The sequence below is a fragment of the Devosia sp. SL43 genome, from assembly GCF_021729885.1.
In the GTDB taxonomy this organism is placed as follows: Bacteria; Pseudomonadota; Alphaproteobacteria; order Rhizobiales; family Devosiaceae; genus Devosia.
In genome coordinates this window covers 821,181-842,316 of record NZ_CP063401.1, presented here as the reverse complement: position 1 = coordinate 842,316, position 21,136 = coordinate 821,181, and the positions used below count along the sequence as shown (strand labels likewise).

Genomic DNA, 21,136 nt, shown 5'->3' with positions numbered 1-21,136 from the left:
ACATTGGCTCCGCCGCGCGGGTTTGCTAAGCACGTGCCTTCCCAATTTACCGCGGCGCGGGGCAGCGCCAGCGAAGGAGCCCATTTTGAGCAATCCCAACCAGAAGTCGTTCCCGGTGACCTGGGACCAGTTCCACCGCGACAGCCGCGCTTTGGCCTGGCGCCTGGCCGGGTTGGGCACGTTCGACGCCGTCGTCGCCATCGCCCGAGGCGGCCTCGTGCCGGCGGCCATCGTGGCGCGCGAGCTCAATATCCGCACGGTCGAGACTGTGGCGGTCAAGAGCTACGACCACCAGAACAAGGGCGGCATCCAGGTGCTCAAGCCCATCAGCCAGCCGGTGCTCGATCTCGCCAGGAACGGCGCCAAGGTGCTGATCGTCGACGATCTCGTCGATACCGGCTCCACCGCGCGCGTGGTCCGCGAAATGCTGCCCGGCGCGCACTTTGCCACGGTCTATGCCAAGCCCAAGGGCCGCGAGATGGTGGATACCTTCATCACCGAAGTCAGCCAGGACACCTGGATTTTCTTCCCGTGGGATCTGGATGTGGCCTATGTCGCGCCGATTTCGGGCGGGACGGACTGAACTAGTCCAGCTTATCCCCGCGTGACCGGGCCGTGAGAGCCTGACTCTGGATTTTGATCTGGAGCGGGTATGGGACGGCTACCAAGAGACCTTGAAGAGAAGCGGCTGCGTCTGCTGGGCGCCGTGCGTCGTGGCGCCTTTGAGGGCTACATGCGGCGCGGGCGCGTGCCGGATGTGTACGAACATATCGCGGAAGCTGTTCGCGAGGCCAAGGCGCTTAGTCCGGACGTGTCGCCGGATACGCCGACGTCGGCCAAACCTGTCGGACGGCCAACGACGCATTACGTGTGGCGCACCGCGGGTGACAACCGGGTGCGCGATGGGCATGCCGCCCGCAACGGCCAGATTTTCGCCTGGAACGATCCGCCAGAGCATGGTCATCCGGGGAGGGAGCCGAACTGCAGGTGCTGGCCGGAGCCGTATTATGGCGATCCGGCGGTGCCGGACGCTTTGCAGGCGATGGTGTCGGAACGGCATGTAAACACGGACCCTGCCGTGCTCTGGGCGAGCATTGATACGACGACGCGACCGGATGGCAGTCTGGCAGCGTCGAACGTAGTGCTGAATGACGGGACGGTGATCGATTCGACGTTCTCGGGAACGAGCGTCGAACGCCTGGTGAACCTATCGGACGGCACCATTGTTCGCATTGAACGAGGGCCTGAAGCCCAGCACCTGTCTGTCGCGTCGCCGAACGACGCGCCATTGTTGGTTGCCCAATTGGGGCGACTGCTTTTCCCACCACCGCCGCCATTGGTGGCTCAGCCTAATCCCCCGAAATGCTGGCCACTTTGCCAACGCAGTTGACGACGCATCCAATGCTCGCGGCCTACAACGCTGCACGCCTGCTGTTCAACGCGTTAACGCAGGAGCCAGCAGGTTTTGGGGCGGCGCCTACCGACGTCCCGGTGCTGGTTTACCGGATTTGGCAAAGTGAAGCCGGTGCGGCGCCGGTGCTAGTCACAGAAATCCTGACGAAGGAGCAAGTAAGCCAGTTCTGCCCTCATGCTGCCGAGGTTCAGGGCTTCATCGATCTGGCAGCCGCGGAATGGGCGCCGCTGGCGCCGACCATGAGGCCGTTCGTGTTAGGGACGAACATCCACATGACCGCAAAGCGTCGCTTGGAAGCAGCTAAACTCGCTAACCCGGTTTTCTATGGGAACATGTTCGCAGAAGTTTCGCTTGACCTGCAGGAGGTCGATGACCCTGAAGACACTGGCGTGACCTATGGAACTGCGGGATCTACCAGACTTGACGTTCTAGAATTGGTGAGCTCAGTAATGGGGTGCGTCTATGACTACAAGACAGGTAGGGCTGGCCTGACGACGGCGCAAATCATGAAGATAATCAGAGTTTGGAACAACCGTTTCCCAGGTGTCCCTGTGGTAATCCTTGAAATGCGCCAAAATCGTCCTGTCTGGTCAGAATGAGCACCGCGGCACAAGTTGCGGAATTGGTCGAACCCTTCCTAAAGCGCCATCCCGAGTTTGCACTAGTCGGGCGGCGCTTAGTGATGAAACCGGTCAATCACCTCATGCGCAGTTTCTTTCTGGATCGCACATCGGCCAAGGCACATGTTCTGGCAAGTTGGAACGTGCAGACCATGTTCGCTCCGCCACCAGATCATCGAACTGGGGCCGGTGCCAGGCTGGTTCGTGGGTTCGGGTACCTAGCAGACCCGCAAACTCAGGTCCGACTGATCGAGGAGATGGAACTACTCACGTCAGAGATGTTGAGCATCGTGACCATTGAGGATCTGCCGGCGTTAGGTTGGAAAGCTCTTCCGATGTTTACGCCGCGCCCGATGGCGTTTGCCATGCCTCTGCTGGCAAGAGGCGCATTCGCAGAGGCTTTGATCTGTTTCAGACAGGCGTTGGCACGCATCGATGGTGGGGTGGAGCGGCATCGGGCCGATCTGACCAGGCACCGCTCTCCCGATAGCCGGCCCGCTCGGCTTGACGCATACCTTCTCGGCAGGCAGTTGGAGTACCAGCAGGGCTATGGGACGATTTGCGCACTTTTGAGCGAGGGCGATGCGCGAGCGATCGCAACGCAACTGCATAGATGGGAGGCGGCGGCCGTCCGGCTGCACAAGGTCGAGCACCTTTGGGAGCCTACACCATTTCCGTTCGAACTTGGCTTGCCACTATAAAGCTTGGTGCGGGCGGCGGGAATCGAACCCGCACGGCATTGCCGAGGGATTTTAAGTCCCTTGTGTCTACCAGTTTCACCACGCCCGCTTGGCTCGGTGCGCCGTGTTTGTCACAAGGTGGCTGACATGACAATGCGGGGCACGATTCTCCGCTGGAGACTCAAATGATCGAGCGGATCGAGACCGGGATTGCGCCATCGTCGGCGCCCATCAATGACGCGGTGAAGGCCGGCAAGCAGGTCTGGCTGGTGGCGATTGCCGAGGATCCTGTGACCGGCGAGATCGTCGGCGGCGGCATCGCGGCGCAGGCGCGGCGGTGCCTCCAGAATCTCGACATCGCCATCAAGGCGGCCGGCGGGACGCTGGCCAACCTGGTGATGGTCAATATCTACCTCGTCGACCGCGCCGATGCGGCCGGGATGAACGCGGTCTATCGCGAGTTCTTCACCGCGCAACCCTATCCGGTGCGGGCCACGGTCGTGGTCAAGGAATTGCTGGCCGATGGCCTGCTCATCGAAATGACGGCGACCGGGGTGCTGGACTGATGCTGCTCAAGCTCGAACTGCTCGAAGCGATCAAGGCCGGCAAGGTCGACCTGGTGTTCCGCCGCTGGAGCCGGCCCAGCGTCAAGCCGGGCGGTACGCTCAAGACCAAGCTGGGTGTGATGCAGATCGGCGCGATTGCCGATATGGACCCGGCTGACGTCAGCGAAGTCGAGGCGAAGCGGGCAGGGTTCAAGGATGTGGCGGATTTCCGCAAGTGGCTCGACACGATGAAGCCGGGGCACCTGTTCCAGCGCATCGAGGTCGGCTTTCCACCGGAGGGCTAGTTCGCTGCCACGCCCCCGTGGTTCGAGGGTCGCTGCGCTCCCGCCTCACCATGAGTCGCGATCTGGATCGCCAGCCAGGTCGCGGCATCCCATAAGGATGACACCATCAGAGCACAAAGCGCTAATACAAGGGCTACTTCTGGTTCGGTGTAACAGTAGCCCTCATGGTGAGGTGCGAGTTCTTCACGAGCCTCGAACCACGAGGGCGTGGCCAGAACTCAAAACGGCGTCGGCGCCACGAAGGTCATGAACTCGCCTGATGTCGGGTGGGTGAAGCCCAATTCAGCAGCATGCAGCTGCAGGCGATCGGCGGCGGCGAGGGTGTCGGCATCGCCATAAAACACATCGCCCAGAATCACATGGCCGATGGCCTTCATGTGGACCCTGAGCTGATGGGTGCGGCCGGTGAGCGGATGGAGGCGAACGCGGGTGGCATTGGCTTCGCGTTCGATGACCGTCCATTCGGTCTGCGACGGGCGGCCGTTTTCGTGGTCGACGCGCTGGCGGGGCTTGTTGTCCCAATCGGTGGCGAGGGGCAGGTCGACCAGGCCGCTATCGGCCTCGATGATGCCGGCGACGCGGGCGATATAGGCCTTGGTGGTCTTGCGATGCTCGAACTGGCTGCCGATGCGACCATGGGCGCGCTTGTTGAGCGCCATGACGAGGACACCCGACGTGTCCTTGTCGAGGCGGTGGCACATGCCAGCGGTCGGCCACTGCTGGCGCGCACGGTGCTCGATGCAGTCCCACAAGGACGGATCCTTGCCGGGTACGCTCAGCAGGCCGCTCTGCTTGTCGAGCACGAGGATGTCGTCGTCGACATGCAGGACGTTGAGGTAGGGCTCGAGTGGCGGGAAATAGTTGATGAGGGTGGGCATGGGACCGGGCATGGGCGCGGTCTAGCAGCGTGCCGGAGCTGGAACAAGTTCTGTCGCTAGGGCACTCGCATAGCCGTGAAGCTAAGCCATCTGATTTAACGCAACCTCCGCGCCGATGGGCCGTTGTCCACCCAACAAAACACAGGAGGCTTTTATGCACAAAGATCAAGTTGATGGCGTCGGCAAGCAGATCAAGGGCGCAGTCAAGGACGCTGTTGGCGGCCTGACCGGTAACGAGAAGCTGCAGGCCGAAGGCAAGGCCGACAAGGTTGTTGGCAAGGTCCAGCAGAAGGTCGGCGACGCCAAGGACGCAACCCGCGACGCGCTCAAGAAGTAGTTTGTCCGCGTTATCCAATGCCGAGGCCGCCCCGAAGGGCGGCCTTTTGTTGTTCAGTCAAAGCGTTGGCCGCTGGTAGGAGCCATGCCAGCGGCGCTAGGATTGGATATGGAAACTGTTGTCTTCGATACGGCACTGGGCGCGTTCGGCATTGGCTGGACCGATCACGGTATTGCCCGCGTGCAATTGCCGGGGCTCGACGCGGCCGACCTGCGCGATCGGATCAACCGGGATGGCGCCATGCCGGGCGAGCCGACGCGTGACGTCGAAGTGGTCATCAACCTGATCGAGGACTATGCCGACGGCAATGTAGTGGAGTTCCGCGATGTCAGGCTCGATCTGCAGGGCGTGCCCGAATTTCACCGTCAGGCCTATGATCTGTTGCTCGACTATGGCTGGGGCCAGACCACCACCTATGGCGAATTGGCCCGGGCCCTCGGCGATGTGACGCTGTCGCGTGCCGTGGGGCAGGCGATGGGGGCTAATCCCATACCGCTGATCATTCCGTGCCATCGCGTGCTCGCCAGCGATCGCAAGGCGGGCGGCTTTTCGGCGCCGGGCGGGGCTGGTTCAAAGGTACGCATGCTGGCGCTGGAGGGTGTAGCGGTAGGCGCACCGGCGGGCCAGATGACGTTTGGATTTTGAGCATGGCGACCGAAATCGAGCGCAAATTCCTGGTGGTGTCTGACGGCTGGCAGGGCTTGGCCGAGTCGAGCTCGCTGCTGCGGCAGGGCTATTTGTCGTCCAATGCCAAGGCGACAGTTCGGGTGCGGACCTGGGACGATGCGGCGGCGCGCTTGACCCTCAAGGGATCGGTGCGCGGCATGGCGCGACCGGAATATGAGTATGACATTCCGTTGCCCGACGCCCTTGAACTGCTGGCCATGGCCGAGCCCCACGTGCTGGAAAAGCGCCGGCACCTGGTCCGCTTTGGCGGGCTGAGCTGGGAAATTGACGTGTTCGAAGGACGCCATGCCGGCCTCGTCATAGCCGAGGTCGAGCTTGACAGCGTCGCCCAGCATGTCGAGCTGCCCGATTGGGTGGGCCGGGAAGTGACCGACGACGACCGCTACTACAATGCCAGCCTGTCGCGGGCCGATGGCATTCCCGCTTGAGCCTCATAAGGCAGGGCGGCAAATCTTGGTATTTGACCAGCCCGTCCAATGCTTTATGGCTGCGGCATGACCAAGCCCAACATCCCGCTCGCGCTGTTGCTGTCCACGCTGGGCCTTATCGTGATGTCGGCCATGTCGGCTGCCATTCACGAGGCGGCCAAGGTGGCGCCTGTGGGGCAGCTGGTGTTCTGGCGCAGTCTGGTGGCGCTGCTTCCAATCGTGATCTACATGGCCGCTCGCGGGCAGCTTGGACCGTCACTGCGGACGAAATATCCGCACAAGCACCTGATCCGCGGCCTGCTCGGCTGCGTGGTGATGGCGCTGAACTTTACCGTGCTCGGATATCTCTCGGTGGGTCTGGCGACAGCGCTGATGTACCTGGCGCCAATCCTGGCAATCTTCGCGGCGATGATATTCCTACGCGAACGGCCGACAGCGACCGTGTTTGCTGGTGTGGCGCTCGGGTTCGCCGGCATTTTGCTGATGCTTTATCCGGCGCTGCTGGGCAGCGAGGTCCGGTCGGGCACATTGATCGGCGTGGCTGCGGGCATTGCCATGGCGGCAACCAATGCGCTGTCGCGAGTGCAGGTCAAGGATTTGACGCGCACCGATCCGCCGGCCAGCATCGCCCTGTCGTTCGCAATCATCTCGACACTGTTCGGGCTGGCGACCATCACGCTTGGCTGGGTAACCCTTGATAGCTGGACGCTTACGCTGCTGGTGGGTGCCGGGTTGCTCGGCGGCATCGGCCATGTCCTGATGATGGAGGCAGTGGCGCGCGCGCCGGTGTCAACGCTGGCGGCCTTCGAATACACCGGCATCATCTGGGCTTTCCTGTTCGACATCGCGTTGCTGGGCGTGGCGCTCGATGTCTGGTCGGTCGCTGGCGCGCTGGTCGTGGTTGCCGCGGCTGTGCTCGTGGCCTATGGGCAGGGACGATTTGCTGCCAAGCCGGTATTGGCCGCTCAAACGGGAAGATAGCCATGCTGATCAACGCAGACGATTTCGAGGCCATCGCATCCGGCCGGGTGGATACCGCGTTTCGGCGCTGGATAAAGCCGACGGTCAAGACGGGCGGGACGCTTACCACGGCGGCGGGTGTGTTAGCGATCGATGCCGTCGACGTCATCGCGCTCAATGCGGTTGCGCCTGAGGACCTGGCGCGCGCCGGCTTCGCCGACCGTGCCGATCTCGACACGATGCTGGGCGACCGCAAGGGCACCCTCTACCGCATCCGCCTGCGCTATCTGGGCGAAGACCCGCGCACGGCCTTGCGCGAGAATGCCGCTCTTTCTGATGCGGAGGCGGCGGAGTTGGGCGAAACGCTGAGCCGAATGGATGGCGGGACACCATGGGTCCGCAGGACGCTGGAGCTGATTGGCGACGGCTCGGGTCGACCCGCGCAGGCACTGGCCGAGGAGCTGGGTCTCGAGAAGGCCAAGTTCAAGAGCAATGTGCGGCGGCTGAAGGCGCTGGGGCTGACCGAGAGCCTCGATGTAGGCTACCGGCTGTCGCCGCGCGGACAGGCCTGGCTCGCCAGGCCTATTGCCAGCGCTTGAACGTCTTGAGGTGATCGAGTGACTTGGTTACCGACTGGGTGATCTTCTCGACGCTGTCGGTGACGGGTACGACCAGAACGTTCTCGCTTGCCGGGTCGGGCACTTCCAGCGTGGCGAACTGGCTGTCGAGCAGGCTGGTGGGCATGTATTCGTGCTTCCGCCGGGCCATGCGCTCGGCGATGACCTCCCTGGAGCCGTCGAGGTAGACGAAGAGAATGGGTTCTCCCGCCTTCTCGACCAGGAAATCGCGATAGACGCGGCGCAGGGCCGAGCAGGCGCCCACGGCGGCATCCTTCTTGTCGGCGGCTTCGTGCAGCGCGCCCGCCAACCGTTCGAGCCAGGGCCAGCGATCCTCGTCGGTCAACGGGATTCCGGCGCGCATTTTTTCGACATTGGCTTCGGGGTGATAACCATCGCCGTCAAGAAACGGGACATGCAGGCGCCGGGCGATGGATTGGCCGACCGTTGATTTGCCGGATGAACTGACACCCATGGCGATGATGATGCGGGCAGGGGTGAGGGGCATGATCACACCGTCGCCGTGAAGGCGCCATCGACATAGAGGATGTGGCCGTTGACGAAGCGGGCGGCCTCCGAGCAGAGGAAGACCACTGCGCCACCCAGTTCGTGCGGCTGCCCCCAACGGCCCATGGGCGTACGGGTTTCGACCCAGGCGTTGAACTTCTCGTCCTTCAGCAGCGCCTCGTTGAGCTCGGTGGCGAAGTAGCCGGGCGCAATGCCGTTGATGTTCAGGCCGTGCTTGGCCCAATCCACGGCCATGCCGCGGGTGATGTTGGCAACCGCCGCCTTGGTTGCCGCATAGGGCGCGATCGAGGGACGGGCGAGGCCGGACATCAGCGAGCAGATATTGACGATCTTGCCGGCGCCGCGGGCGATCATGTAGCGGGCCACGGGCTGGCTGACATTGAACACCGAGGTCAGGTTGGTGGCGATGATCTGGTCGAACTTTTCGGGCGGGAACGCTTCCAGGCTCGAGCGAAATTGCATGCCGGCATTGTTGACGAGGATGTCGATGGGGCCGATTTCATCCTCGATATAGCTCACCGCATCGTTGATGCTGTCGCGGCTGGTGACGTCGAATGCGACCGCTTTGACCGACGCACCTGATGCCGCCAGGTCCTGCGCCGCCGCACCCAGAGCGACACTGTCGCGTGCATTGAGCACCACAGAAGCGCCGGCTTCGGCAAGAGCCTGCGCCATGGCATAACCCAGGCCGCGACTGGAGCCGGTGACCAAGGCGCGCTTGCCGGACAGGTCGAATGGGGATGGCATTGGCAGGGTCTCCGGAAACTGGCGCGAGCCTATGGATGTGTCATGGGACTAGCAAGATAATCTGCCATACAAGGGGGTGAAATTGCCCGATTTTTGCGCGAATCCGGCTTCCGTCAAGGCCGGGTTTGTGGTCATGTCGCCGCCGCGCGGCATGCACTGCGCGCATGGATAGACGGAAAAATCCTCGGAAGGACTGATTGTATGTCGACAGCGGATATCGGCCTGATTGGCCTGGCGGTGATGGGTAGCAACCTCGCCCTCAACATCGCCGAAAAGGGGTACACCATCGCTGTTCACAACCGCACGGCTTCCAGGATCGACGAATTCGTCGTCACCGCCAAGGAGCAGGGTCTCGACCGCAAGGTAATCCCCAAGGCGGATCTGACTGAGTTCATCCAGGCGATCAAGGCGCCGCGGTCGATCATCATCATGGTCAAGGCCGGCAAGCCGGTCGACGAAATGATCGAGCAGCTGCTGCCGCATCTGGACCAGGGCGACGCCATCATCGAGTGTGGCAATTCGCTGTTCACCGATACCCAGCGCCGTTTCGATTATCTCAGGCCCAAGGGCATCGGCTACCTCGGTGTCGGCGTTTCCGGCGGTGAAGAAGGCGCGCGCCATGGCCCCTCGATCATGGTCGGCGGCTCCAAGGAGCAGTGGCACAATGCCGAGGCGGTGCTGACCGCCATTGCAGCGCAGTTCAACGGCGAAAGCTGCTGCGCCTATCTGGGCGAGGGCGGCGCTGGCCACTTCGTCAAGACCATCCACAACGGCATCGAATATGGCGACATGCAGATGATTGCCGAAGTCTATGGCGTGATGCGCGACGGCCTGGGCATGACGCCAGGCCAGGCGGCTGACGTGTTCAAAGAATGGAACAAGGGTCCGCTCAACTCCTATCTGATCGAGATCACCGGCCACGTGCTGGCCGCAGTCGATGACCAGACCGGCAAGCCGCTGGTGGAGTTGATCCTCGACAAGGCGGGCCAGAAGGGCACCGGCGTTTGGTCGGCCATTGCCGCCCAGCAGATGGGTGTGCCGGCAACGGCCATCGAAGGCGCCGTCGCGGCCCGCTCGATTTCGTCACGCAAGGAAGAGCGCGTGGCGGCCGAAGCCATCTATGGCAAGCCGAACCGCGGCAAGACCGACGTGACGCTGGCCGATCTTGAAAAGGCACTCCTGGCCGGCAAGATCGTGTCCTATGCGCAGGGTTTTGCTGTCATTGCCAAGGCATCGGAAGAGAATGGCTGGGCGCTGCCGCTAGCAACGATCGCCAAGATCTGGCGTGCCGGCTGCATCATCCGCTCGCGCTTCCTCGACCAGATGTCGGCCGCCTATGCCAAGGGCGGCAATGCCAACCTGCTGGTGGTGCCTGACTTCGTCGCCCTGATGAAGGATAGCCACCCGTCGCTGCGGAAGGTGGTGGCGGCCGCTGCCGTCGGCGAATTCCCGATGATCTGCCTGTCAGCCGCGCTGAGCTATTTCGACAGCTATCGCCAGGCCTTGGGAACGGCCAACCTGACCCAGGGCCAGCGCGACTTCTTCGGCGCCCATGGCTTCGAGATCGTCGGCCGCGGCAGCGACCTTCATGGCACCTGGCCGAGCACGCTCGGCAAGTAAATCCATCGCCAGATCAAGACTTGCACCGCCGGCATGACTGCCGGCGGTGCTGTTTTGGGGCGCTGGTATTTTGATGGACTTGCCGATAACGTCGCGCGCAAGAGGCCTTGAGGTCCGTTGAATTGCGGAAAAGTTCCGCATAGGGAGCGTCATTCCTGTGACAGCGTCTATTACAGCTCGGTCGCCTGACCTGTTCGGGCCGCGCAATCCTGCGCGGGTGGCCGGCCTTGCTGTGCTGCTGGTTATGGTGGGCGTTTCTGGGGTAAGAGCCGACTGCCTGCCGGCAGGTGGCACGAGTTTCGTGTGCAGCGGGGCGACGACGCTGCCGCAGTTCATCGTCATGGACGACGCCGTGGTGACGACCACACCAGGATTTGGTGTCGATACGAGCATAGGTATGCCGGCCCTGGCCATCGGGGGAAATGGCTCGCTCAGCTATTTTGACGACAATGCGTCGGCGCTGGTGTCGGATGACGCGGGTCTCTATGTCGAAAATCTTGGCGCTGGAGCGGGCGAGATATCCGTGACCAGCAACGGCGCCATTACTGGCGGCGGCGGGTTCATGGGCGCGGCAACTGTCATCAATAGCGGTATTGGTGCTACCTCGGTCGCGTTGTCGGGCCCGGTGAATGGCGAGGCCGTCGGTTTGCTGGTGGGCAATGGCAATTTTGCCTCTACGGGCAACGTCGCGGTGACGACCGGCACGGTGAATGCAGGCATTATCGGCATTTATGCCGTCAATGTCGGCGCTGGCGCGCTGGAGATCGTGGCGACCGGCGCAGTGCATGCGGGTGATGCCGGCATTGTGGCGTTGGTGGCGCCCGACAACATTGGCGGCGTTACGGTCAACGCACAATCGGTAACGGCTGGCACGGGTATCAATGTCGCCAATTTCGGCCTTGGCGAAACGAGGATCAGCGTGGCCGGAACGGCCACGGGGACCGACGACGTGGGCATTTCGGCAGAGGTCTTTGACGACAACAATACCGGTGGCCTGGCGCTGGACGTCGCCAACGCGAGCGGCGATTTCGCGGGTATCTCGGCCGTCAATTTTGGGCTGGGCGGCACCAGGGTGACGACGACGGGGCTGGTAACGAGCGCGACCGGCCCCGGCCTTGCCGTGTGGGCGGGCAACGACTTCAACACCAATGAAGTGCTGGTCGATGTCAATTCCGTGACCGGCTACGAGATGGCCATACTGGTCCGCAACGACAGCGCGGGAACGTCCCGTGTCACAGTGAACGGCCTGGTCGAGGCCCAGAACGCTATCATTGCCGATACCATCAGCGACGCCGCCTTCGTGCTGACCATCGACGGCGAAGTGCGCAGTACGCTTGGGGTGGCCGGCTTGGCCGTCGATGCGTTGCTGAGCGGCGCAACCACGATTACCAACAACAATCGTCTGAGCGGTCGCGTCGAGTTGAGCGACTTCGGCGACGTCCTGAACAATGCCGGCCTATGGGATGTGGATGATACGAGCACATTCGGGCAGGGCAGCGACAGCGTGGTCAACCAGGCAGGTGCCACTCTACGGACCGCGCGACTGGCCGCTATTGCGGAAACGACGCGATTACTCGATCTCGAGAGCTTTTCCGGTGGCGGGACGGTGTTGCTGGCCGATGGTGGCGTTGGTGACACGCTGGAGATGGACGGCAACCTGGTCTTCGGACCGGGTGCAGTGCAGGCGATCAATTTCGGTGGCGCCGGGGCGGACAAAATCGTCGTTGATGGCGCTGCGGATGTCACGGACGCGACGCTGCTGGTCAACCTGCTGCCGGACTACGTTCTGGGTCAGACGTTCGCCGTTCTGTCGGCCGGCGGTGGGCTGACCGGTGAGTTTTCTCAGGTGGGCCCGAGCACGGCCTATCTGTATTTGCTCGACAGCTATGACGCCAACAATGCCTATCTGCAGGTGGTACTGTCGCAAGCGCTGGGTGCCCCTGGGCGGACGCTCAACCAGATTGCCACAGGCACGGGCCTCGAAAGCCTGGACCTGGGAAACCCCCTGGTGGTGAGCCTGCTTAATGTCCCAACCGATGACGCGGCGCGGGCGATGCTCGCCGCATTGTCCGGGGAAATCCACGGCTCCGTGCAATCGGCGCTGCTGCATGACAGCTGGCTGTTGCGAGAGGCAGTGCTAGCGCATCTCCGCGCAAGTTTGGACGGTTCGTCGTCAGCGCCAGTGCTTGGCTATGCCGGTGGCGTCGAAACGCTGACCTGGGAGCCGGCACTGACGCAGATCTGGTCGGAAGCCTTTGGCCATTGGGGGCGGGTGGCCAGCGATGGCAATGCGTCCGAGATGCAGACTCGAACAGGTGGTATGTTGGCCGGCGCCGACAGCGTGTTGGGCGATTGGCGTGTCGGAATGCTGCTCGGCTATGGTGCGACCAACATTTCGGTGCCCGATCTGGCCTCTAGCGCCGACAGCAAGAGCTACCAGGCAGGCCTCTATGGCGGTACGGCTTGGGGCGATGTGGCCTTCCGCGGCGGTATGGCCTATGCGTGGAACGACATCAGCAGCACGCGAACGGCCGTGACGGGCGGCGGCATCCAGAATTTGACCGCCAACTATGGAACTTCGGTCGCCCAGGCTTTCGCGGAACTGGCCTACACGGCCGATTTCGGCAGCACCATGCTGGAGCCGTTCGCCAATGTTGCGGTGGTAGGGTCGCAGAGCCCTGGCTATGCCGAACAAGGCGGAACGGCGGCGCTCAGTGCGCCGGCCAGCAGCAATGTTGCGGCATTCACGACCCTTGGACTGCGGGCCGCGGCCAAGTTTATCGTCGGCGAAACGACCTTGGTGACGGTCACGGCGGCAGCCGGTTGGCGGCAGGGGTTTGGTTCAGCGCCGCAGGTGCAGAATGCCTTGGCCGGCGGGGCAGGCTTCTCGATAGCCGGTCCGTCGATCAGCGGCAGTGCCGTGGTGCTGGATGCCGGGCTGGAGGTCGAGTTCTCGGAGCAGTTCCGGCTGGGTGCCAGCTATAACAGCGTCATCGGCGCCGCGCAGTTCGACCAGAGCATCAAGGGCTCACTGACCGTCCGCTTCTAAAGCGCGCGGTACATCACCAGGCCATCCACGTAGCCTAGCACCGGGTGGTGGAACGCCTTGGGCAGGCGGGTAAGGATGTCGAACCCCAGGCTCTTCCAGAGGTGGACCGCCGGTTCGTTGGTCGAGACGACAAAGTTGAACTGGATACCCTTGAAGCCCTGGTCCCGACAGTAGTCGATGGAATGGGCACAGAGGGCGCGGGCGATGCCGCGGCCCCGGGCTGCCGGTGCGGTCATGTAGCCGCAATTGGCGATGTGGCTGCCGCCGCCCTGCTGGTTGGCGCGGACATAGCTCGCGCCAAGTATGACACCATCCTCTTCTGCGACGAAGTTGACCTTTTCGGGGGAGGCGAAATAGGCGCGGGCGACCGCTTCGTCGCCATCGCGGGGCAAGGCGAAGGTTTCGCCATCACGCATGATCGGTTCGATGATAGCCCAGAGGTGGGGCCAGTCGGCTTCAGTTGCGGGGCGGATTGGCATCGCTGTCTTCGTCGTTTTCGAGGGGTGGCACGCGCACCTGTCCGGGTGGCGCCATTTCTGGGGCATGCGGGTGGTCGGCCACGCTCGGGCGCCTGCCAAGCTCGAAGCGCCAAGAAGCAAAGGCAAAGAGTACCAGGGCGACCACGACACTGGCGCTGGCCGCGATGAACGGTGCGCCGGGAAAATAGCCCGGCGAGCCGGGGCTGTGGGTGTAGTAGGAGAAGATCTGGGTCGCGGCCAGCGGACCGATGATGGTGGCGAGCGAGCTCGCCGCGTTCACCGCGCCCTGCAATTCGCCCTGGCTGTTATCCGGCACCTGGCGGGACAGCACGCCGTTGATCGCCGGCGGCGCCAGGCCGCTGACGGCGCCGACCATGATGGCCAGGTACAGCATGTAGACGTCTTCGGAAAAGCCCAGCGCCGCGAAGGCCGCTACCGCTGCCAGGAGGCCGATCATGGCCACAGCGGGTTCGCCGATGCCCTTGGACAGGGGGCCCGCGACGACGGCCTGGCTGATGGCAAAGCCCAGCCCGAATGCACCCAGGCTGCGGCCGATGGTCGAGGAGGTGAAATGGAAGACTTCCACCGTGAAATAACTGAAGACAGTAGGAAGGGCCTGGGCCGAGAGTTGGAAGAAGAACAGCACGGCCAGCAGCCACACGACGGACGGATAGGCCCTGAGGGACACCACGGCGCCGAGCGGGTTGGCGCGGCGGATGTCGAACTTGCGGCGCGAGGCCTTGGGCAGGCTCTCGGGTAGCACCAGCAGGCCGAAGAGGAAGTTGGCGAAGGCCAGGCCGGCTGCGGCGTAGAACGGGACGCGTGGGCCTAGCTCGCCCAGTTCGCCGCCGATCACCGGACCGATGATGAAGCCGAGGCCGAAGGCGGCGCCGATCAGGCCGAAGCGGTGGGTGCGCTTATGCGGCGGGGTGATATCGGCCATATAGGCCGTGGCCGTCGCCAGGGCGGCCCCGGCGATGCCGGCAATGATGCGGCCGATGAAGAGGTACCAGACGACCGGGGCGATCGACATCATGAGATAATCGAAGGTCAATCCGAGCAGGGACGCCAGCAGCACGGGACGGCGGCCATAGCGATCAGAGAGGTTGCCAAGCACTGGCGAGAAAACGAACTGCATGAAGGCGTAGGCAAACACCAGGTAGCCGCCGATAACCGCCGCATTGGCGACGCTGCTGCCGCCGGTCAAATCTTCCAGCAGTTCGGGCAGCACCGGCACGATGATGCCGACACCGATCATATCGAGCAGGATCGTCACCAGGATGCAGGTGAGGGTCAGGCGGGAGCGAGTCGCTGCTTGCATACTTGGGCGCTAACCTCTGGAATCCGAAGCCTGCTGGACGTGTCGCGCAGTTGACACAGGCGGCCCCACCTGTGCAAGGCCGAAGGGGCGCCCTGGGTTCCGTGCAATGTGCGTTGGGGCCGGAATAAGCGAGTCGCCAGAGGTGCTTGCGGTGGTTGGTTCGCGGCCTGATTCAGGGTGTGGGCTGGCTGGTATCGTGACCATAGAGCCATTCCAATCGCTTGAGGTGGCCTTCGCTTCCCTGCGCTGAAATGACCAGGTCGCGGGCGGCGGAAAACGGCCACGCCATGTGGAATGCGCGGCCATTACTCAGCGCGGTCTGGGCAACGTGGGTGACGCGGGCGCGGCGGATCGCCTCGAACCTGGCGAAGGCGGTTTCCGGACTGGATTCGTTGACCAGCAGCGGCGCCAGAACGGCGGCATCCTCGATGCCCATGGCGGCGCCCTGCGCCTGGAACGGCACCATGGCATGGGCGGCATCGCCGACGAGGCCGATATTGCCCTTGTGCCAACTGGGAGCGTCCACGGTGAAGAGCGGCCAGGGCGTCCAGGTCTGGCCGGCAGCGGCCAGGATGGTACCGATGCGTCGGCTCTCCGCCAGCGCGCTGGGCAAGGTCGGGGCTGTGCCGGTTTCGGTGTGCCGCGCGGCCTTGGCGAACAGGGCGATGTTGACCTGGCGGCGGTGCGGCAGGGGATAGCATACGATGTGGCAGCCTGAGGCGAACAGCACCGAGACGCGGTCGAGGGCGAGCTCGCCGGCGACTGAATCGAACGGCAGCAAGGTGCGCCAGGCGACCCGCTTCTGGTATTGCGCCTGCGGACCGTCGAGCAGCGTCCTACGCGTCTGGGAATGGACGCCGTCGGCCCCTACAAGCGCGCGGGCGCGGCTGGTGCGGGTCTGGCCATCGGCTTCGTCGATGGAAATGGTGACGCCGTTGGCATGGGACACCGCATCCCAGGAGCGGACGCCGAAGAGGATGTCGATATTGGCGAAGCGCCTCGTGGCCTTGTAGAGCGCGTCGACCAGGTCGGCCCTATGCATCACGGCATAGGGGGCGCCGAAGCGGTCGCGCATGGTCTGGCCGAGGGTAAGCGTCACCAGCGGTGACCGGCGGCCAAAAGGATAGATGTCAATGCCTTCAGGCTCGAGGCTGCGGGCCGCGATGGCCTCGTCGAGGCCTAGGCGATCGAGCACGCGCCGGGCATTGGGGCTGATCTGGAGGCCGGCGCCGAATTCTGAGATGACCGAATTGCGCTCCAGCACGATCACGGTGGCGCCAGAACGGGCCAGCGCCAAGGCCAGCGTCAGGCCGCTGACGCCGGCACCGGCGACGTAGAAGATCTGGCCGCTGACCGACATGGTGGTCGGTTCTTAGGCTGCGTCTGCGTGATAGATGGCGGAGAGCGGGCTGGCCGTGCCGGCAGCCAGGCGCGAATTGAACACGAAATGCGTCGAGCAATAGGGGCAGACGATTTCGCTGTCCTTGCCCATGTCGAGATAGACATGCGGATGGTCGAACGGGGGCAGGGCGCCGACGCACTGGAATTCCTTGGACCCGACCTCGATCTGGCGCAGGCCTTCGGTATTGTGGAAATGGGGCGTCGTGCCGTGTGCCATCTGAGGGAATCCGGGTGGTGGTCAGGTTTGGCCGGACCATAATGGATGGCTGGTGGCAAGGGAAGGCTACTCAAACACACGATCGCCTATTGATCTACCGGGTCATTCCCGCGAAAGCGGGAATCTCCGTTTCTGGATGGTCCGGCAAACAGAGGTTCCCGCTTTCGCGGGAATGCCCCGGTGGAAGTAGCCCATGCCCACATTCGAATCCGACGGACTGACCCTTGCCTATGAATCGGCCGGCGATGGCCCGCCGGTGCTGTGCATTCACGGCTTCGCCTCGAGCGGCAAGGTCAACTGGATCGACACGGGCTGGGTCGAGACGCTGGTGGGCGCAGGCTATCGCGCCATCACGCTGGACAATCGCGGCCACGGGGAATCGGACAAGCCCTACGATCCAGAGCGCTATCATCCGCATGACATGGCACGGGATGCGGTCGCGCTGCTCGACCATCTCAACATCGATCGGGCTGCCGTGCTGGGATATTCGATGGGCGCCCGCATCGCGGCCTTCATGGCGTTCGAGAGCGAAGAGCGGGTTGCCTGCGTGATATTTGGCGGCATGGGGATGAACCTGATCAATGGCCTCAGTGACGGCAATGACATCATCTCCGGGCTGCGGGCGCCGTCGCTGGATGGCCTGACGCATCCGACCGCGCGACAGTTCCGCATCTTTGCTGAGCATACCGGGGCTGATCGTGAGGCGCTGGCGGCCTGCATGGAAACCTCACGGCAGCCAATGGCAAGGGCAGATGTTCGACGGATCGCAGTGCCGGTACTGGTGGCCGTGGGCGAGGCCGACGCGATGGCCGGGCCGCCAGAGCCATTGGCCGAGATGCTGCCGCAGGGCGAGGCTTTCGTCATTCCCAAGCGCGACCATATGCGGGCCACGGGCGACAGGGCATTCAAGTCTGCGGCGCTCGCCTTCCTTGGCAGGACGTTCGCAGCAAACAGCCAATCGTGAACCAATGTGCACGCCAGGGCTTTGTCTTGGAGCATGAGATGGCTTATATCGGTAGCCCACGATGAAGCGGAGACGCGCCATGACGGCCAGCGCCAAGAAGTCAGCCAACATCCAAGCGATCGATCCAGTCTGGGAGGCTGTGCGTGCCGGGGCCCGGCAGATCGTGGCCGCTGAGGCTTCGCTGGCCAATATGGTTATCTCGGCGATTCTCAACCACGACACGTTCGAGCAGGCGCTGGCGCATCGTATCGCTGCCCGGCTGCATCATGACGATGTTTCCGCCGACCTGATCCGCCAGGCTTTCGCTGAGACCTTGGTGGATGCACCGGATGTTGGCCAGAATGCCCGCGTCGACCTCGCGGCGACGCTGGAGCGCGATCCTGCCTGCCACCGGGCCGTGGAACCGCTGCTGTTCTTCAAGGGCTATCAGGCCATCCAGACGCATCGCTTCGCCAATGCCATGTTCAAGGCCGGTCGTCGCGATTTCGCGCTCTACCTGCAGAGCCGTGCCAGCCAGGTGTTCCAGGTCGATATCAATCCGGCCGTGCCGATCGGCAAGGGTATTATGCTTGACCACGGCACGGGCCTCGTCATCGGCGAGACGGCCACCGTCGGCGACAATGTCTCGATGCTGCAGAATGTAACGCTGGGCGGCACCGGCAAGTCCGATCAGGATCGCCATCCCAAGATCGGCAATGGCGTGCTGATCGGGGCAGGGGCCAAGGTATTGGGCAATATCAAGATCGGCGACTGCTCGCGGATTGGCGCCGGCTCGGTGGTGCTCAAGGAAGTGCCGCCTCGGGTGACCGTGGCAGGTGTTCCGGCCAAGGTGATCGGCGAGGCTGGCTGTGCCCAGCCGGCGCTGGTCATGGATCAGATGGTGCTGGTCCACGATCTCAACAGCTAGGCCTGAAAGGGCCGCGCAAGATTTGTTACCGGTAAAATGCCTCCGGACGGGGGTTGTATGCGTTGCAAGGGCGACTAGATTGCCGCCTCAACGCCAACAAGCAGGATATGGACAGTGAACCATCCCGAGATCATCAAGCTGCAGAAGTTCCTGCAGTTGAAATTCAACAACAAGAACATCGACGTGCGTCCGCGCCACAAGCTCAACGATTCCGTCGAAGTGTTCATTGGCGATGAATCGATCGGGCTGATCCATGCCGACGACGAAGACGGGGACAAGTCCTACATCTTCAACATGTCGATCCTGGATATCGACCTCGACGACGTGGTCTGATCTGCGTCACGCCCTCGTGGTCCGAGGCTCGCGAAGAGCTCACACCTCACCATGAGGCCTACTTATACTCCGAACTAACAACAGCCCTCATGGTGAGGTGCGCTTCTTCAGCGCCTCGAACCACGAGGGCGTGGCAGGAAACTACCAGGCGCCGATGGATGTGAGCCAACGCTCCATCTCGGTATCGAACTGGCGCCACGATTGCAGAACCGTGGCGTCGAAAGCGTAGATAGCGGCAATGCCGCTCGGCAAGTAGACCGTGCGCACGCATTGCGACGTGCCGTCGGCCTCAACGGCCTCCAGACATTTTGCCACGAACGGATTGGGTGAAATGGCGTCATACCAGACGCTCTCACCCGAATAGCCATTGCTTGCCAACATGGGCTTGCCGACCAGGCCCGGTACGCCGTCCAGTGTTTCATTGACAAACTGATGCAGGTAGACGCCATCGAGCAGGCTGCTGCTGGTGCGGGCGCGGCTACGCGGCAGCAACGTTACATCGACCGGAATGGCGATGTCGCTGCCCTCGGGCGCAAACATCACCCTCAGGTCGATCTGGTTAGTGAAGCCGTTGCGGATCTGCTCGCCATAGCGGAACCAGGCCGTTGGAATGGTCAGCTCGTGGCCTGAAATGGTCTGGGCGATCGGGTCACCATCCTCGATCGCCGGCACCGGCGTGCGCGCGGCACGGCTCATTTCATCGATCAGGTAGGCGGCGCCGACGGCCAGCAACAGCACCAGCACCGCAATGCCGGCCAAGTTGTAGGCCAGCGCAGGGCCGCTTTGACGGCCTTCGCCGGGGGCAGATTGGATGCTCATCGCCAGCGTTAACCAGATTCGCGGAGGGGAGGTGACAGGTGATTGGGCGACCAATATGCTTAATGAAGGGTTAAGAGTGTAGGTCGACATTTTTTGTCGGCCGAGCGGGGACGGATCGGCATGACCAAGGAATTGCTGGCGGCGGCATTTTGCATCGGGGTCGGACTGTGCATCGCAGGTGCGGGCACCCATCTCTACCAGTGGCTGTCCAAGCAGCAGGCGATGCTGCGCTATGACGGCCAGAGCTTTCTGGGCGCCATGGGCAACCTGGCGATCAGTTTTATCTGCGGGCCCTACATCATGCTGCAGATGGGCTGGCGGCATGAAGAAGATGGCACCATCTCGATGACCTCGGCACTGGTATCGGCGATCGTCGGCTTCAGCTGGGCCTTCGTCACCGGACTCATGATCGCGGGCGCTTACGTCGCCGCTATTTACTAGGCTCCCTGCCGGTCGTCACCCGGCATCCCAGGCGCCAAACAATGAGGCCAGCTTCGTCACCGAAGCTGGCCTCATTCATCAGACCCCTATCAGGGATAGGCTTTGGGCGGGGTCCGGAAACCGATCAGTTGACTGCGGCGGTTGCCACGACGATCTCGCGGCTGTCGATCATGTCGACCCACTTGCCGGAGTCGGCCTGCGACTGGCGCTTGATGAACTTGTAGGGCGTGGTGTTCCACAGGTCGATCGAGCCGACCTGGTTGTCGAGTACAAGGTCGCCGCGGTCGGTGCGGACCATCAGTACGGCATGACCCTCGCCATTGGCCTGCTTGACGACGGCCATCAGCAGCGTGCTGGCGGGCCAGCCGGCATTGATCAGGTCACGGCGCTTGGCCAGCGCGTAGTCTTCGCAATCGCCGTAGCCGTTCGGATAGGTCCAGAATTCGGCGACGTTGTAGAGCTGATCGTCGGTAACGGGAACGACAGTGCCGTTGACGTTGGCATTGACGGTCAGCAGCTGCTGCCACAGGCCCTGGGTCAGATCGACCGCCGGAACAACCTGGCTGTTGGCGCCGCACTCGCTGGGGCGTTGCTGGCAGAATTCGGCATGTCCGACCGGAATGCTCGTGGTGCCCGAAGCGGTCTGGACGAAGGCGACGTTGGTGGTATCGAGCGCCAGGCCCGGAGTGATCGTGGCGGCCAGCGCCATGACGGCGCCAAACAGTGTCGCTCCCAGTGTCTTTTTGTTGAAGTACATTGTGTGATCTCCCTGATGGAGACCACGTTAGAGAGGGCCAATTGCCCCGATAGAAAAACTACCACGCAGTTTTTATGCGTGT

26 protein-coding genes and 1 tRNA gene are annotated in these 21,136 nt (G+C 63.0%); 17 read left to right on the top strand and 10 right to left on the bottom strand.

The features are described from left to right. Positions 1 to 85 precede the first annotated feature (85 nt). From gpt to IM737_RS04200, 4 genes are all read left to right on the top strand, one after another. Complete coding sequence (gpt, locus tag IM737_RS04215) at positions 86 to 583, top strand: xanthine phosphoribosyltransferase (RefSeq protein ID WP_236898579.1); 498 nt, start codon at positions 86 to 88, stop codon at positions 581 to 583. 69 nt (positions 584 to 652) lie between these two features. Then, positions 653 to 1,390 carry a phage minor head protein gene (locus tag IM737_RS04210; protein WP_236898577.1) on the top strand — a complete coding sequence of 246 codons (738 nt, stop codon included), beginning with the start codon at positions 653 to 655 and terminating at the stop codon, positions 1,388 to 1,390. A gap of 11 nt (positions 1,391 to 1,401) precedes the next feature. Further along, positions 1,402 to 2,013, top strand: coding sequence for a hypothetical protein (locus IM737_RS04205; RefSeq protein ID WP_236898575.1), 612 nt, complete (start codon positions 1,402 to 1,404; stop codon positions 2,011 to 2,013). A gap of 83 nt (positions 2,014 to 2,096) precedes the next feature. Continuing rightward, the gene (locus IM737_RS04200; protein ID WP_236898573.1) at positions 2,097 to 2,735 is read left to right on the top strand and encodes a hypothetical protein; all 639 of its coding nucleotides are present in this window, start codon (positions 2,097 to 2,099) and stop codon (positions 2,733 to 2,735) included. Between the two features lie 4 nt (positions 2,736 to 2,739). On the opposite strand, the gene IM737_RS04195 is transcribed toward IM737_RS04200, so the two are convergent. After that, positions 2,740 to 2,823, bottom strand: a tRNA-Leu gene (locus IM737_RS04195). Between the two features lie 76 nt (positions 2,824 to 2,899). Here IM737_RS04195 and IM737_RS04190 point away from each other — a divergent pair. Further along, positions 2,900 to 3,280: a RidA family protein gene (locus IM737_RS04190; protein WP_236898571.1), complete on the top strand. Its 381-nt coding sequence runs from the start codon at positions 2,900 to 2,902 to the stop codon at positions 3,278 to 3,280. Beyond that, positions 3,280 to 3,564, top strand: coding sequence for a hypothetical protein (locus tag IM737_RS04185; RefSeq protein ID WP_236898569.1), 285 nt, complete (start codon positions 3,280 to 3,282; stop codon positions 3,562 to 3,564). The genes IM737_RS04190 and IM737_RS04185 overlap by 1 nt, the downstream gene beginning before the upstream one ends. A gap of 218 nt (positions 3,565 to 3,782) precedes the next feature. Here IM737_RS04185 and IM737_RS04180 read toward each other — a convergent pair whose 3' ends face one another. Beyond that, positions 3,783 to 4,454, bottom strand: a complete 672-nt coding sequence (locus tag IM737_RS04180; protein ID WP_236898567.1) for an RluA family pseudouridine synthase — start codon at positions 4,452 to 4,454, stop codon at positions 3,783 to 3,785. Positions 4,455 to 4,596: 142 nt separating this feature from the next. On the opposite strand from IM737_RS04180, the gene IM737_RS04175 reads away from it, so the two are divergent. The 5 genes from IM737_RS04175 (at position 4,597) to IM737_RS04155 (ending at position 7,453) form a co-directional block, all read left to right on the top strand. Then, positions 4,597 to 4,779: a CsbD family protein gene (locus tag IM737_RS04175; RefSeq protein ID WP_236898565.1), complete on the top strand. Its 183-nt coding sequence runs from the start codon at positions 4,597 to 4,599 to the stop codon at positions 4,777 to 4,779. 108 nt (positions 4,780 to 4,887) lie between these two features. After that, positions 4,888 to 5,424 (top strand): methylated-DNA--[protein]-cysteine S-methyltransferase, encoded by a 537-nt coding sequence (locus tag IM737_RS04170; protein ID WP_236898563.1) that lies wholly within the window; start codon positions 4,888 to 4,890, stop codon positions 5,422 to 5,424. Between the two features lie 2 nt (positions 5,425 to 5,426). After that, positions 5,427 to 5,894: a CYTH domain-containing protein gene (locus IM737_RS04165; RefSeq protein WP_236898561.1), complete on the top strand. Its 468-nt coding sequence runs from the start codon at positions 5,427 to 5,429 to the stop codon at positions 5,892 to 5,894. Between the two features lie 66 nt (positions 5,895 to 5,960). Then, positions 5,961 to 6,875 (top strand): DMT family transporter, encoded by a 915-nt coding sequence (locus IM737_RS04160; RefSeq protein ID WP_236898559.1) that lies wholly within the window; start codon positions 5,961 to 5,963, stop codon positions 6,873 to 6,875. Between the two features lie 2 nt (positions 6,876 to 6,877). Next, positions 6,878 to 7,453 (top strand): hypothetical protein, encoded by a 576-nt coding sequence (locus IM737_RS04155; RefSeq protein WP_236898557.1) that lies wholly within the window; start codon positions 6,878 to 6,880, stop codon positions 7,451 to 7,453. Here the strand turns inward: IM737_RS04155 and IM737_RS04150 are convergent. Both IM737_RS04150 and IM737_RS04145 read right to left on the bottom strand, forming a co-directional pair. After that, positions 7,437 to 7,979, bottom strand: coding sequence for a gluconokinase (locus tag IM737_RS04150; protein WP_236898555.1), 543 nt, complete (start codon positions 7,977 to 7,979; stop codon positions 7,437 to 7,439). The two genes, IM737_RS04155 and IM737_RS04150, sit on opposite strands and share 17 nt — an antisense overlap. A 2-nt stretch (positions 7,980 to 7,981) precedes the next feature. After that, entirely contained in the window at positions 7,982 to 8,746 is a 765-nt protein-coding gene (locus IM737_RS04145; RefSeq protein WP_236898553.1) for an SDR family oxidoreductase, read from the bottom strand. 201 nt (positions 8,747 to 8,947) lie between these two features. On the opposite strand from IM737_RS04145, the gene gndA reads away from it, so the two are divergent. Both gndA and IM737_RS04135 read left to right on the top strand, forming a co-directional pair. Then, the gene (gene gndA, locus IM737_RS04140; protein ID WP_236898550.1) at positions 8,948 to 10,366 is read left to right on the top strand and encodes an NADP-dependent phosphogluconate dehydrogenase; all 1,419 of its coding nucleotides are present in this window, start codon (positions 8,948 to 8,950) and stop codon (positions 10,364 to 10,366) included. 157 nt (positions 10,367 to 10,523) lie between these two features. Next, complete coding sequence (locus IM737_RS04135) at positions 10,524 to 13,415, top strand: autotransporter outer membrane beta-barrel domain-containing protein (RefSeq protein WP_236898548.1); 2,892 nt, start codon at positions 10,524 to 10,526, stop codon at positions 13,413 to 13,415. On the opposite strand, the gene IM737_RS04130 is transcribed toward IM737_RS04135, so the two are convergent. The 4 genes from IM737_RS04130 to IM737_RS04115 form a co-directional block, all read right to left on the bottom strand. Then, positions 13,412 to 13,894, bottom strand: coding sequence for a GNAT family N-acetyltransferase (locus tag IM737_RS04130; protein WP_236898546.1), 483 nt, complete (start codon positions 13,892 to 13,894; stop codon positions 13,412 to 13,414). The genes IM737_RS04135 and IM737_RS04130 overlap by 4 nt on opposite strands. Then, on the bottom strand, positions 13,872 to 15,215 hold the full coding sequence (locus IM737_RS04125) for a TCR/Tet family MFS transporter (RefSeq protein ID WP_236898544.1): 1,344 nt from the start codon (positions 15,213 to 15,215) through the stop codon (positions 13,872 to 13,874). The genes IM737_RS04130 and IM737_RS04125 overlap by 23 nt, the downstream gene beginning before the upstream one ends. Positions 15,216 to 15,387: 172 nt before the next feature. Continuing rightward, a complete protein-coding gene (locus IM737_RS04120) occupies positions 15,388 to 16,575 on the bottom strand; it encodes an FAD-dependent monooxygenase (protein ID WP_236898542.1) in 1,188 nt (395 codons plus the stop codon). Between the two features lie 12 nt (positions 16,576 to 16,587). After that, positions 16,588 to 16,833, bottom strand: coding sequence for a zinc-finger domain-containing protein (locus tag IM737_RS04115; protein WP_236898541.1), 246 nt, complete (start codon positions 16,831 to 16,833; stop codon positions 16,588 to 16,590). A 193-nt stretch (positions 16,834 to 17,026) separates the two neighbouring features. On the opposite strand from IM737_RS04115, the gene IM737_RS04110 reads away from it, so the two are divergent. The 3 genes from IM737_RS04110 to IM737_RS04100 all read left to right on the top strand — a co-directional run bounded on the left by IM737_RS04110 (position 17,027) and on the right by IM737_RS04100 (position 19,037). Then, entirely contained in the window at positions 17,027 to 17,797 is a 771-nt protein-coding gene (locus IM737_RS04110; protein ID WP_236898540.1) for an alpha/beta fold hydrolase, read from the top strand. Between the two features lie 79 nt (positions 17,798 to 17,876). Continuing rightward, positions 17,877 to 18,704 carry a serine O-acetyltransferase gene (gene cysE / locus IM737_RS04105; protein ID WP_236898539.1) on the top strand — a complete coding sequence of 276 codons (828 nt, stop codon included), beginning with the start codon at positions 17,877 to 17,879 and terminating at the stop codon, positions 18,702 to 18,704. A gap of 114 nt (positions 18,705 to 18,818) precedes the next feature. Continuing rightward, entirely contained in the window at positions 18,819 to 19,037 is a 219-nt protein-coding gene (locus IM737_RS04100; protein WP_236898538.1) for a DUF3126 family protein, read from the top strand. A 141-nt stretch (positions 19,038 to 19,178) separates the two neighbouring features. Here IM737_RS04100 and IM737_RS04095 read toward each other — a convergent pair whose 3' ends face one another. Then, on the bottom strand, positions 19,179 to 19,856 hold the full coding sequence (locus IM737_RS04095) for a hypothetical protein (RefSeq protein WP_236898537.1): 678 nt from the start codon (positions 19,854 to 19,856) through the stop codon (positions 19,179 to 19,181). Between the two features lie 120 nt (positions 19,857 to 19,976). Between IM737_RS04095 and IM737_RS04090 the strand changes: the two genes are divergently transcribed. Further along, positions 19,977 to 20,297 carry a DUF6949 family protein gene (locus tag IM737_RS04090; RefSeq protein WP_236898536.1) on the top strand — a complete coding sequence of 107 codons (321 nt, stop codon included), beginning with the start codon at positions 19,977 to 19,979 and terminating at the stop codon, positions 20,295 to 20,297. Positions 20,298 to 20,421: 124 nt separating this feature from the next. On the opposite strand, the gene IM737_RS04085 is transcribed toward IM737_RS04090, so the two are convergent. Continuing rightward, positions 20,422 to 21,054 (bottom strand): transglutaminase-like cysteine peptidase, encoded by a 633-nt coding sequence (locus tag IM737_RS04085; RefSeq protein WP_236898535.1) that lies wholly within the window; start codon positions 21,052 to 21,054, stop codon positions 20,422 to 20,424. Between the last annotated feature and the right edge of the window lie 82 nt (positions 21,055 to 21,136).

What these genes read in the sequence shown, in the direction of transcription:
- IM737_RS04170 (WP_236898563.1), top strand. Translation starts at nt 4,888, where the DNA reads ATGGAAACTGTTGTCTTCGATACGGCACTGGGCGCGTTCGGCATTGGC.
- IM737_RS04160 (WP_236898559.1), top strand. Translation starts at nt 5,961, where the DNA reads ATGACCAAGCCCAACATCCCGCTCGCGCTGTTGCTGTCCACGCTGGGC.
- IM737_RS04145 (WP_236898553.1), bottom strand. Translation starts at nt 8,746, where the DNA reads ATGCCATCCCCATTCGACCTGTCCGGCAAGCGCGCCTTGGTCACCGGC.
- IM737_RS04125 (WP_236898544.1), bottom strand. Translation starts at nt 15,215, where the DNA reads ATGCAAGCAGCGACTCGCTCCCGCCTGACCCTCACCTGCATCCTGGTG.
- IM737_RS04205 (WP_236898575.1), top strand. Translation starts at nt 1,402, where the DNA reads ATGCTCGCGGCCTACAACGCTGCACGCCTGCTGTTCAACGCGTTAACG.
- IM737_RS04115 (WP_236898541.1), bottom strand. Translation starts at nt 16,833, where the DNA reads ATGGCACACGGCACGACGCCCCATTTCCACAATACCGAAGGCCTGCGC.
- IM737_RS04095 (WP_236898537.1), bottom strand. Translation starts at nt 19,856, where the DNA reads ATGAGCATCCAATCTGCCCCCGGCGAAGGCCGTCAAAGCGGCCCTGCG.
- gndA (WP_236898550.1), top strand. Translation starts at nt 8,948, where the DNA reads ATGTCGACAGCGGATATCGGCCTGATTGGCCTGGCGGTGATGGGTAGC.
- IM737_RS04190 (WP_236898571.1), top strand. Translation starts at nt 2,900, where the DNA reads ATGATCGAGCGGATCGAGACCGGGATTGCGCCATCGTCGGCGCCCATC.
- IM737_RS04175 (WP_236898565.1), top strand. Translation starts at nt 4,597, where the DNA reads ATGCACAAAGATCAAGTTGATGGCGTCGGCAAGCAGATCAAGGGCGCA.
- IM737_RS04210 (WP_236898577.1), top strand. Translation starts at nt 653, where the DNA reads ATGGGACGGCTACCAAGAGACCTTGAAGAGAAGCGGCTGCGTCTGCTG.
- IM737_RS04155 (WP_236898557.1), top strand. Translation starts at nt 6,878, where the DNA reads ATGCTGATCAACGCAGACGATTTCGAGGCCATCGCATCCGGCCGGGTG.
- cysE (WP_236898539.1), top strand. Translation starts at nt 17,877, where the DNA reads ATGACGGCCAGCGCCAAGAAGTCAGCCAACATCCAAGCGATCGATCCA.
- IM737_RS04085 (WP_236898535.1), bottom strand. Translation starts at nt 21,054, where the DNA reads ATGTACTTCAACAAAAAGACACTGGGAGCGACACTGTTTGGCGCCGTC.
- IM737_RS04090 (WP_236898536.1), top strand. Translation starts at nt 19,977, where the DNA reads ATGACCAAGGAATTGCTGGCGGCGGCATTTTGCATCGGGGTCGGACTG.
- IM737_RS04110 (WP_236898540.1), top strand. Translation starts at nt 17,027, where the DNA reads ATGCCCACATTCGAATCCGACGGACTGACCCTTGCCTATGAATCGGCC.
- IM737_RS04150 (WP_236898555.1), bottom strand. Translation starts at nt 7,979, where the DNA reads ATGCCCCTCACCCCTGCCCGCATCATCATCGCCATGGGTGTCAGTTCA.
- IM737_RS04180 (WP_236898567.1), bottom strand. Translation starts at nt 4,454, where the DNA reads ATGCCCGGTCCCATGCCCACCCTCATCAACTATTTCCCGCCACTCGAG.
- IM737_RS04200 (WP_236898573.1), top strand. Translation starts at nt 2,097, where the DNA reads ATGAAACCGGTCAATCACCTCATGCGCAGTTTCTTTCTGGATCGCACA.
- IM737_RS04130 (WP_236898546.1), bottom strand. Translation starts at nt 13,894, where the DNA reads ATGCCAATCCGCCCCGCAACTGAAGCCGACTGGCCCCACCTCTGGGCT.
- IM737_RS04185 (WP_236898569.1), top strand. Translation starts at nt 3,280, where the DNA reads ATGCTGCTCAAGCTCGAACTGCTCGAAGCGATCAAGGCCGGCAAGGTC.
- IM737_RS04165 (WP_236898561.1), top strand. Translation starts at nt 5,427, where the DNA reads ATGGCGACCGAAATCGAGCGCAAATTCCTGGTGGTGTCTGACGGCTGG.
- IM737_RS04120 (WP_236898542.1), bottom strand. Translation starts at nt 16,575, where the DNA reads ATGTCGGTCAGCGGCCAGATCTTCTACGTCGCCGGTGCCGGCGTCAGC.